Annotated in this window: 11 protein-coding genes; 3 read left to right on the top strand and 8 right to left on the bottom strand. The window is 61.7% G+C overall.

Going from position 1 to position 9,666, the window contains the following annotated elements; genetic code table 11:
• Window positions 1-708: 708 nt before the first annotated feature.
• The 3 genes from HMPREF2993_RS11155 to HMPREF2993_RS11145 all read right to left on the bottom strand — a co-directional run bounded on the left by HMPREF2993_RS11155 (window position 709) and on the right by HMPREF2993_RS11145 (window position 2,670).
• Complete coding sequence (locus HMPREF2993_RS11155) at window positions 709-1,173, bottom strand: hypothetical protein (protein ID WP_070702399.1); 465 nt, start codon at window positions 1,171-1,173, stop codon at window positions 709-711.
• 200 nt (window positions 1,174-1,373) lie between these two features.
• Window positions 1,374-1,580 carry a hypothetical protein gene (locus HMPREF2993_RS11150; RefSeq protein ID WP_210397748.1) on the bottom strand — a complete coding sequence of 69 codons (207 nt, stop codon included), beginning with the start codon at window positions 1,578-1,580 and terminating at the stop codon, window positions 1,374-1,376.
• Window positions 1,581-1,590: 10 nt separating this feature from the next.
• Window positions 1,591-2,670 (bottom strand): alpha/beta hydrolase, encoded by a 1,080-nt coding sequence (locus HMPREF2993_RS11145; protein ID WP_046649001.1) that lies wholly within the window; start codon window positions 2,668-2,670, stop codon window positions 1,591-1,593.
• A gap of 62 nt (window positions 2,671-2,732) precedes the next feature.
• Here HMPREF2993_RS11145 and HMPREF2993_RS11140 point away from each other — a divergent pair, with 62 nt between their 5' ends.
• Entirely contained in the window at window positions 2,733-4,100 is a 1,368-nt protein-coding gene (locus HMPREF2993_RS11140; RefSeq protein WP_070702395.1) for a M20 metallopeptidase family protein, read from the top strand.
• Here the strand turns inward: HMPREF2993_RS11140 and HMPREF2993_RS11135 are convergent.
• Genes HMPREF2993_RS11135 through HMPREF2993_RS11125 form a run of 3 tightly spaced genes read right to left on the bottom strand, consistent with a single transcriptional unit; the run spans window position 4,036 to window position 6,010 of the window.
• Window positions 4,036-4,806, bottom strand: coding sequence for a PrsW family glutamic-type intramembrane protease (locus tag HMPREF2993_RS11135; RefSeq protein WP_070702393.1), 771 nt, complete (start codon window positions 4,804-4,806; stop codon window positions 4,036-4,038). The two genes, HMPREF2993_RS11140 and HMPREF2993_RS11135, sit on opposite strands and share 65 nt — an antisense overlap.
• Window positions 4,803-5,225 carry a hypothetical protein gene (locus tag HMPREF2993_RS11130; protein ID WP_070702391.1) on the bottom strand — a complete coding sequence of 141 codons (423 nt, stop codon included), beginning with the start codon at window positions 5,223-5,225 and terminating at the stop codon, window positions 4,803-4,805. Before HMPREF2993_RS11130 ends, HMPREF2993_RS11135 begins: the two co-directional genes overlap by 4 nt.
• The gene (locus HMPREF2993_RS11125) at window positions 5,222-6,010 is read right to left on the bottom strand and encodes a PrsW family glutamic-type intramembrane protease (protein WP_083306555.1); all 789 of its coding nucleotides are present in this window, start codon (window positions 6,008-6,010) and stop codon (window positions 5,222-5,224) included. The genes HMPREF2993_RS11130 and HMPREF2993_RS11125 overlap by 4 nt, the downstream gene beginning before the upstream one ends.
• A gap of 88 nt (window positions 6,011-6,098) precedes the next feature.
• Here HMPREF2993_RS11125 and HMPREF2993_RS11120 point away from each other — a divergent pair, with 88 nt between their 5' ends.
• Window positions 6,099-7,268, top strand: coding sequence for a sensor histidine kinase (locus HMPREF2993_RS11120; RefSeq protein WP_232745482.1), 1,170 nt, complete (start codon window positions 6,099-6,101; stop codon window positions 7,266-7,268).
• Window positions 7,268-7,915 carry a response regulator gene (locus HMPREF2993_RS11115; RefSeq protein ID WP_070702388.1) on the top strand — a complete coding sequence of 216 codons (648 nt, stop codon included), beginning with the start codon at window positions 7,268-7,270 and terminating at the stop codon, window positions 7,913-7,915. Before HMPREF2993_RS11120 ends, HMPREF2993_RS11115 begins: the two co-directional genes overlap by 1 nt.
• Here HMPREF2993_RS11115 and HMPREF2993_RS11110 read toward each other — a convergent pair.
• Window positions 7,912-8,292, bottom strand: a complete 381-nt coding sequence (locus HMPREF2993_RS11110; protein ID WP_070517895.1) for a cell division FtsX domain-containing protein — start codon at window positions 8,290-8,292, stop codon at window positions 7,912-7,914. The two genes, HMPREF2993_RS11115 and HMPREF2993_RS11110, sit on opposite strands and share 4 nt — an antisense overlap.
• A partial coding sequence (locus tag HMPREF2993_RS11105) for a BCCT family transporter (protein WP_070702386.1) occupies window positions 8,293-9,666 on the bottom strand: 1,374 nt, incomplete at its 5' end.

Genomic DNA, 9,666 nt, shown 5'->3' with positions numbered 1-9,666 from the left:
AGCTTTGAGCCGGGATTAATGATCCGGGCGCGTACCAGATCGCGAAACACCGGATCATCACCGCTTGCTGCAGCAAGGCCTAACTCGTTGAAACACGCATCAATACAGTCCAGCAAGTATCGGCACGCTGACCGACTACCGGCAGCGGGTGGCAAACGCTGCCTGTTGCCGGTGGGGTGTGTGTAGCCTCGCCGAAGTCCATTGCGAGTTGGTCACCATCGACGATGCGTTGAGCTTCAGCTCTTAAAAGCGCAAGCTTCTGAATGCGCTGAGCCGATATGCTTCATCCTTTTGGCACCTTTGCGTTCAGAGAACACCACCTGCACCGCCATCGCCCCAGAAGCGGTCTTGACAGTGCGAATATAAGGACTCACAAAAATCAGACTACTGAACACCCCCGGCACTACCCACTTAGTGCGGAAAAATTCCTCCCCACCAACGAAAACCAACAGGTAACAGTGTCAAGAGTGCCTTTGCTCACCCACCCATGACCTAAGTCAGGTTACAGTTTTACAGGTACTTTAAATCCGTAAACGCGGGGAACAAGACAGCATCGTGGCAAGCAGGAAACTTGATGATACCTCAGTGGGATTGGCTGGCCGAGACGCCCTTCTAGGCCGCCATGTCATATAGGCCAGCGAGGACCGCCAAATTAGCGAGGTCTACCGATGCAATGAGGATGGCGTGAGCCGGCGCAGCGGTTGGACATCATTTTTGCTTTGGACGAGTTTCCAGGATTCTCTGTTTGTAATAATCGCGATCCGCCTCTTGCATGCGAGAAAATTCCATGAGCACGCCCGGCCAAGTGGGAAATGAATCTACCAGATTCTCCGACATGTTCGATAACGGCGAAAAAGCGATCTCGCCCCATCTGACTCCTATGCCTACTCTTTCAGAGTAATCTGTGCTGTTTAGAGGACCAACACACCACTGGCTCCCTGATGCGGCATTCATCCATATCCCCGTTATGGCTATGATTCGGGAGACTGTGTCTTCATAGCTGTGTTTAGAATTGAGGATTTCGAGAAGGGGTTCGAAGGGAAACTCTTGTGCGCCATCGGTAACTTGCTTCTTCTGGGAAGATGTCAGCTCTGTGAGCACTGTGGGGACTGTTTCTGTGAGGAAGTCCTCTAGCCGGTTTCCGAATTGCTGTTGATATCCGTCAAGCCACATGGGGGTCTCCTAGGTCAAATAGGGCGGATGATCCAGGCTCCTGAACCGTTATTTAAAGTCCTGTCGAAAAAGCAGGTTGCAGATCTAGCCCAGTATCCAGTATTTTGTTGCTCTCTGAGGAAATCAAGTCGATTCCAGCATTCATTTTCGGCAAGGAAGATTTGAGTGTTGTGCCCCGACCCCGCAACCGGAACGCAGAATTACTCGGCGTTAAAAGAATAGCTCCCAGTCAGCTCGTTGTGGATGACGACGCTATAGTCCTGGCCGTTGGCATTAGCGCCGTCGATAAGCGCCTGCAGCTCCTGTGAGTTGTAATGGCGGCTTAAGCCGACGTAGAACACTGCGAGGATGACGAGCCCTGCCACGAGGATGGCGGCGGGGACAATAATGCTGCGGAATCGGGACATGTCGTCGACGTTAGTAGAGCGCTGGTTTAATCGCATCCCACGCCGGCTGCAATTGCTTGCCAAACATCACCCAGTCGTGGGTGCCGTCGGCGAGATAGTCGGTGGTGTGGGGGATGGAGGCGTCGGAAAGCGCGGCGGAAAATTCCTCCGTACAGCGACGCGAGCCGGCCTCTAAAAGGGTGCCCCCGATGCGGTCATTGACGGACTTTCCGGGGTAGGCCGCCAGTTCCTCGTCTGTCCATGCGCCCGAGGCCGCGGCGAGGTACAGCGCCGTGCCGCGCAGCCCCTCCGGGTGGGACATGACGTCATTGCGCAGCCAATCCTCCGAACCGCGCGGGCCCCACATGTTCGTCGGGTCGCCGCCCTTGGTACGCACCGTCAAGTCCACCGTGCCCTGGCCCACCTTGCTGGTGGTGGAATAGCAGCCGGAAATTCCCGCCACGCCATGGAAGAAACCCGGGTTGTTGTTCGCCATCATTACCGCGCCCGACGCTCCCATGGACAACCCAATGAGTCCGCGCTTGCCGTTGTGGTTGAGCTCCGCTTCCACGACGGGGGCGAGTTCGGTGGTGACAAAAGTTTCCCACTTGTGGCGCCCCAGCTTGGGGTCATCCTCTCTCCAATCGGTCCACATGGAACCTGCGCCTTGCGACGGAATCACCATGCTCGCATCCGTATCCCCAAACACGCGGCGCACGTGGCCCTTGGTGATCCAGTTCGAGGTCTCCGGGGAATCTACGCCCTCGAGAAAGTACACAACGGGCCCGCCGTTGCCCACGACGACGTCGACGGGAATATCGCGCCCCATCGACGGCGAGGAGATGATCCACTTCTCACGGCCTGGTTCGTCGGTAGCACGCCGCTCCACGAGGGAGACCTCGTCGATTTCTTTAATCGGGTATGGGTACTCTTCCTGCTCCGTAGACCATGCGTCGGTAAGCAGATGGGAGGAGGTGCCTAAGCCATCGATGATGTTGAACATGGTGTCCACGGCCCACTGCGATGAGGCCTCGTCGCGGCTCGACAATTGGTAGGAGGAACCGGGCGTGAACATCAGGGAGCTGGCCACCAGCGCGGAGAAGAGCTTCATAAACGGCTAGCTTATTACAGATTCCGGTATGCTCGGCGCACATGCTCGGAAAGGATGACACCATGAAGATGGCCCCGCGCCACCGTCAGCAATTGCCACCGCTTCCGATGGTTTCGGCCAAGCTGGGGGAGCGGTTGGCCAGCCAGGTGTTCGTGGAGGAAGGCCGGGAGTTGCTTCCGGAGTTGCAGGAGTTCCGCCGCGATTTGCACCAGAACCCGGAGGTGGGGCTGCATCTGCCGCGCACCCAGGAGAAGGTGCTCGAAGCCCTTAAAGGCCTACCGCTGGAGATTCATCTGGGCCGTGACCTCAGCTCGGTCGTCGCGGTGCTGCGTGGCGGCAAGCGCGGCGAGCGCCCCGTGTCGGTGCTGCTGCGTGCGGACATGGACGGCCTTCCGGTGCGCGAGCAGACGGGCAGCCCGTTTGCCTCGACGAATGACAACATGCACGCCTGTGGCCACGACCTGCACACGGCGGGGCTGATCGGCGCGGTGAAGATGCTGTGCCGTCACCGCGAGGAGTTGTTGGGCGATGTCATCTTCATGTTCCAGCCGGGTGAGGAAGGCCCGGGCGGTGCGCAGCCGATGATCGATGAGGGCGTGCTCGACGCCGCCGGCCGCCGCCCCATTGCCGCCTACGGTTTGCACGTCGGCCCGCAGGATCGGGGCACGTTCCACCACATCGCGGGCCCGATGATGGCCTCGTCGTCCAACTTGGGAATCACCGTCTACGGCAAGGGCGGACATGGCTCGCGCCCGCACGATGCGATCGATCCGGTTGCGGCCCTTGCGGAGATCCAGGTGGCGCTGCAGGTGGCGCTGACCCGGCGCTTCGACGCGAACTCGCCGATTGTCATCACGGTGACCAACCTGCGCGCAGGCGACGGTGCGGTCAACGTCATCCCGGACAAGGCGGAGCTGGGAGCGACGGTGCGCGTGCTTCGCGACGAACACATCGACGCCGTCCGCCAAATGATCATCGAGGTCTCGAGCTCCGTGGCGGCCTCGCACCGTTGTACCGCGAAGGTGGACTTTGAGGTCCTGTACTCGGCCACCAAGACCTCACCGCGCGAGGACCAGTTCGCGGCGTCGTTGTGGGCGGGGATGTTCGGTGCGGAAAACGTGCTGACCATGGACACGCCGATGATGGCCTCGGAAGACTTCGGCGCGGTGCTCGCCCAGGTTCCGGGCACCTTCATGTGGTTCGGTACCGGCGATCCGCACACCCCGGAGCACATGCGCGAGTGGAACCACTCGCCGCAGGTGCGCTTCGATGATTCCGTTCTGGGAGACCAAGCCGCAGCCCTGGCGGCGGTGGCCTTTGAGCGCCTCGCCGCCGAGGATGCGCACCCCTCGCCGGCCACGAAGGCTATGCGTGCGCCGGTGCAGGGGACAGGGGCGGATGCGCAGCCGCCTTCTTCCGCAGCGCAATAGTGCCCCAGATGGTGGCTACCCACTCGGCGAGCACGACGACCATGCCGGCGAGGAGGGGCCAGATGGCGTCGTCGAGCGCGGTGCTTAACGACGGGAAGAGATTCTTCGTGGCGTGCACCGCGATGGCGATAATGAGCCAGCGCACCGGTTGTTTCTGGGATAGGCCATAGGCGCTAAGCCCGGTGAACAGCGCGTGGGAGAGCGGGTTGGATCCCAGGCGGATGACCACCGCCCCGATTGCCCCGGAGGTATCCGAGTCGAGGTTATCCGCCGTCATGCGCGCGAAGGCGGTGGCGTCCTCACCTACAGTGAAGCCGATGCCCACGGCCACGCCCACGAAGACGTAGTCGAGCAAACTGCGGGGCCGGATGACGAAGGTGCAGATAAGCAGCACGCCGAGGAACTTCAGCACTTCCTCGATGAGCGGCGCATATCCCGCAGCGCCCAGCCACTCTAGGCCCGCGCGGGCGAGTAGGTGGGTCATGTTCGTGTTGAGTTCCACCGCGAGCCCGGAGACGGCAAAACCCCACACCACGCCGTGCGCAATTCCCGGCCGGCGGCGCAGGAAGAACAGCGCGAGGGGGACGAGTACGGCGGCGAAGATCACGGCAGTCAGCGCGCTCGCGGGCAGGAAGGGCTCGCGAGTGTAGTGAACAACGGTCACCCCTAGCGCGCCGAGCGTCAGCAGGTAATACAGGTACTTCAAGCTTCCTCCTTCTGAACACGGTCGGCGAAGTCCTCTGCCTTTGGCCCGTCGATGTGGAGGAAGGAGACGGTGTTGTTGTGCGGGTCAGCCAGCGTGATGCCATCGCCATCGGAGACGCGGTAGAGCTCCGGCGCCTGGGTGGTGATGGGGGCGTCGGTGAGCGCGCGCGTCCCGATGAAGGAACGGTGCTGCCGCGGCAGGTAGGTCTCGACCTCGTGGGAGGAGCTGCCTTCCTCAGAAATGATGGTCGCACCACCGCAGTTCCAGGTCTGCGAGGAGGCGTACGGATCCTCCGGGCATTCAAGCCCCGGGATACCGCGTACGGGCGTGGTGTCGGGAGTGGGGTCGGGGAGGAGGGCGTCGGCAAGCGGTACTGCGGCGAGGACGCCGATGCAGGAATAAATCAGTGTGTTTCTCATGCTTTTGACCCTAAGAGCTGCGATTTTGCGCCGGTATCCTCCGCAGGGAGGATTTTGCGGAGTTTCACAATGCTGACAATCGTGGCGACCCACAGGCCGATGAGGATGAGGAAGGTAGGGAAGATGGGCCAGAGGGCGTCGTCAAACGCGGTAGAGATAGACGGGCCGAAATTGGCTGTGAAGTGCACCGCCATGGCGATAAGCAGCCAACGCACCGGTTGCCTGCGGGAGAGTCCATATGCTGCGATGCCGGTGAAAAAGGAGTGCATGAGCGGGTTCGCGATGAAGCGGACAAGGAGCGCCAGCAACGTTCCCCTGAGATCAGAATCGAGGTTCTCCAGCGTCATGTTGGCGTAGTAGACGGCGTTTTCGCTCACGCTAAAACCCATCCCCACGGCCACGCCGACGAAAACGTAGTCCGCCCAGTGGCGGGACCGGATGACGCAGGTGCAAATGAAGATGACGCCGAGGAATTTGAGGACTTCCTCGGTGAGTGGGGCGATGCCAGCGATGACCAGCCAGTCTGGGACCGTGCGGATGAGGAGGTGGTACATGTTCTCGTTGAGCTGGCCGGCGACAGTGGAGACCGCAATACCCCACACCACCCCGTGCGCAATGCCCGGGTGCTTGCGCAAAATCAGCAACGTGAGACCGATTGCCACGGCCGCGTACAACACTGCGGCGAGCGCGCTGGTAGTGACGAAAGCGCCGTGGGAGAAATCATAAGCGACGAACACCAGTCCGGCGGCGGTGAGCAGTTCGTACAAAGTCTGTGTTCTTCTCATGCGGTTTAGGTTATGAACCGGGCTTGGGGTGCCGGTATCCTCCGCAGGGAGGATTTTCCGGAACGCAGGGAGAACTATCGTGGCAACCATGACGAGAAAGACGCGACCACTGTGGATCACGGTGCTGCTCATTCTGCTCTGCGTGGTGGCGGATTTGGCGGCATGGATCCCCCATATCGAAAACTTCGAGGGGACGGATCAGGAAGCCCTTGTTATGGGCTTGATGGGTCTATTTAGCTTCGCCACGTGGATTCTGCTGCCCTTCGCCCTGCACCACTCACGGCGGGAGCGCAACATCCACGAGGAGTACCCCGGCCACCCGGTGGTGCTGATTGCGGCTCTGCTCGTCCTGGTACTAGGCGGGTTTCGCCCACTGTCGCTGTCAGTGCTGGTGGTGTTGATTTCAATCATCTCGCGCGGCCGATTGCGGTGGTCCCTGGCGGGGACGGCGGTCTTCGTGGCCTCGTGTGTGACCGTTATCTCTGTGCCTTACATTCGGATGAACATCTTCGATCCCTTTGGTTACGTGTTCTATGGAAGCCTCTTTCTTATCGTTGCCTGGATTACGGGCTCGGTGCGCGCGCAGCGCCGCCAGCGCGAGGTCACGCTGGTGAGCTTGGCGGAGCTTAATGAGGACCAGCTGCGCTCGCGCGAGGAGCGGGCGCGCCTGGAGGAACGCAACCGCATTGCCCGCGATATCCACGATTCCCTCTCGCATCGGCTCAGCCTTATTTCCGTGTACGCGGGTGGCCTGAACTACCGCAAGGATGCCGACCCGGAGCGCGTCGCTGAGGCGGCGGGAACCATCCAGTCGGAGGCCAAGGCCGCCGTGGAGGACCTGCGCGGGGTGATCAAGGCGCTGCGCGTGGATGACAGGGTGGATCCGCGCGCGAGCATCGAGGAACACATCGAGCGCGCACGTGCGACGGGGACGAAGGTGCGCTATGAGAAGGGGGATGTCGATAAGCTGAGCACACTAGCCGCCCACACGCTGGGCCGCGCCGTGCAGGAGGGGCTGACCAACGCGCGCAAGTACGCGCCGGGGAAGAAGGTGACGCTCAGCGTGGACAACGAGGAAGGTAAGGTGCGGGTGACCATGCAGAACAAGAAGGTGGCGCACCAGCCGGAGTCGGGTGGCGGCAACGGCCTGCTAGGTCTGGAGGAACGCGCCCGGCTGGCGGGAGGTACCTTCACAGTGCTTGACGACGCCTCCACCTTCACCTGGGTCCTCGAACTCCCTGAGGAGGCACGCGCGTAATGATTTCAGTGGTATTAGTCGATGATGAGCAGGCGCTGCGCCGCGGCATTCGGTTCATCCTGGAGGGCGCCGCAGACATCGAGGTGGTGGCCGAGGCCAGCAATGGGCGCGATGGCGTGGCCCGCGTGCTGGACCTGCAACCGGATGTCGTTCTCATGGACATCCGAATGCCCGTCATGGACGGCATCGAGGCGGCTGGGCAGCTGCGCGCGAGCGCGCCGGATATCCCGGTGGGCATGCTCACCGCCTTCGATACGGATGAGTTCATCGTGGATGCGCTGCACGCCGGCGCGATGGGCTTTCTGCTCAAGACCATCGAGCCGGAGGGCCTAGTCTCGGCGGTGCGCGCTGCGGCCACGGGGCAGCAGCTGCTGAGCCCGAAGGCCCTGAAGAATCTGCTGGCGCTCAAGCACCCCGAGCCCGCGCCGGCAGAGACAAAGGCGCCTGGGCCCCGCCCGCTGGAGGGCTTAAGCCAGCGCGAGAACGAGGTGGCGGAGTTAGTGGCCCAGGGCCTAGACAACCAGGAAATCGCGGGGCAGCTCTACGTGTCAGTTACGACGGTGAAAACCCACATCAAGCACATCCTGGACAAGCTTGGTGGCACCAACCGGGTGCACATCGCGATTGCGGTGTTGGAATCGCGCTAGCGCCGGCGGATAAACGCGGAGGCGAGGCCGAGCAGCGCGATGACGATCACGATGATGGACGCCGCCGGCCAGTACTGGGGGTAGTACTTCAGCGCGTAGCCGAAGACCTGGCTGTCGTTGAACTGGCGGGCAAGTGCAATGGGCATCCACCACAGCTTGGTCAGCGTCAGGATCGCGCCCAAGAGCCCGGCGATGATGCGGCCCGGCCTGCGCAGGAAGAAGCTGGCCGCCACGAGGAGAACACCAACAATCGTGAGTGCGAATAGCAGAGGCGTATCCACGGCGAGCGGCGAGCCATTGATGAGGAACTCGTGGTCCACTTCGTGCTGTTCGATAAGCGTGTAGCCGTCGAGGACGACATCGTCGGGGATGCCCACTTAGGTCTCCTTCTGTTCAGAGTTCGGGTCGTAGCCATCGGCCCAGGTATCGGTGTCGAAGTCGTAGTCTACATTCTCGCCCTTTTCATCGGTGCGCTGGTACCAGTCCGTGTAACGGTGCGCTGAGGAATCGAAGTCGGAGCCGGCACCGCGGCCTTCGTTGGCATGCTCGACGGTGAGCTCGAAGTCATCGCCGTGCTCCTCGATGCCGCGCACAACGGCGTTTTCTACCGCGGCGCGCGCGTAGGCGCGACGGATGAACATCGGGTCGGAGCGCAGGTCCTTGATGAAGGCCACCATCATGACGAGCAGCACGATACAGAAGGGCAGCGCCGAGAGGATGGTCAGGTTCTGCAGGCCGGTGAGCACGTCCTCGCCGCCGGTGAGAAGCATGACTACGGCAATGCCCATCATGCACAGGCCCCAGAAGATGACGATGAATTTGTTGGGGGCGGGGTCGCCCTTGGAGGACATGGTTCCCATGATGACCGACGCCGAATCGGCCGAGGTGATGAAGAAGACCGCTAGGACCACGATCAGGACGAAGGGCGTGATGCTGCTCAGCGGCAGATTATCGAACATGGCGAAGAGCACCTGCTCGCCGGAGGCGGAGCCATCAAAGTTGGGCAGCTCCTCGCGTTGGAAGGTGATAGCGGTGCCGCCGAAGATGGTGAAGGCCAGGATGAGGATGAGGGACGGGGCGAAGACGGTCACTGCCGTGAACTCGCGTAGCGTGCGGCCGCGGGAGATACGGGCCACAAACATGCCGACGAACGGCGTCCACGCGATCCACCATGCCCAGTAGAACGCAGTCCAGTAGGACTGGAATTCGACGGTCTCATCGCCCCAGGACAGGCCCTTGGCCATCATGGGCAAGAGCTGGTCGATGTAGGTGACGATGCCTGACGGTATGAGATTGAGCAGGAGCAAGGTCGGGCCGGCAAGGAACACGAAGAAGACGAGGGCCAGCGTCAGCGTGATATTGAAATTGGACAGGTAGCGCACGCCGCGGGACACGCCCGAGACCGCCGAGACGATGAAACCGCACCCCAGCACGGCGATGATCACGATGAGCACGGTGTTCGTCATCGGGCCGGCACCGCGGATGATGGACACTCCTTGGCCAATCTGGATGGCGGAGAGACCCAGCGTGGCGGCGGTGCCGAAGAGGGTGGCGACGAGTGCGAGGACGTCGATAAGCTTGCCCAGCGGGCCGTCGGTATCGCGGGAGCCAAACAGCGGCTTGAAAATCGAGGACACGAGCGGGACGCGACCGCGGCGGTAGGAGGAATAAGCGATGGCGCCGCCGACGAGGGCGTACGCCGCCCAGGGAGAGATTCCCCAGTGGTAGTGCGCCTGGGCCATGGATTGGTG

Source organism: Corynebacterium sp. HMSC068G04, from assembly GCF_001814885.1.
GTDB classification, from domain to species: domain Bacteria; phylum Actinomycetota; class Actinomycetes; order Mycobacteriales; family Mycobacteriaceae; genus Corynebacterium; species Corynebacterium hiratae.
The sequence above is the reverse complement of the archived record's forward strand: the minus strand, read 5'-3'. Positions and strand labels throughout refer to the sequence as shown.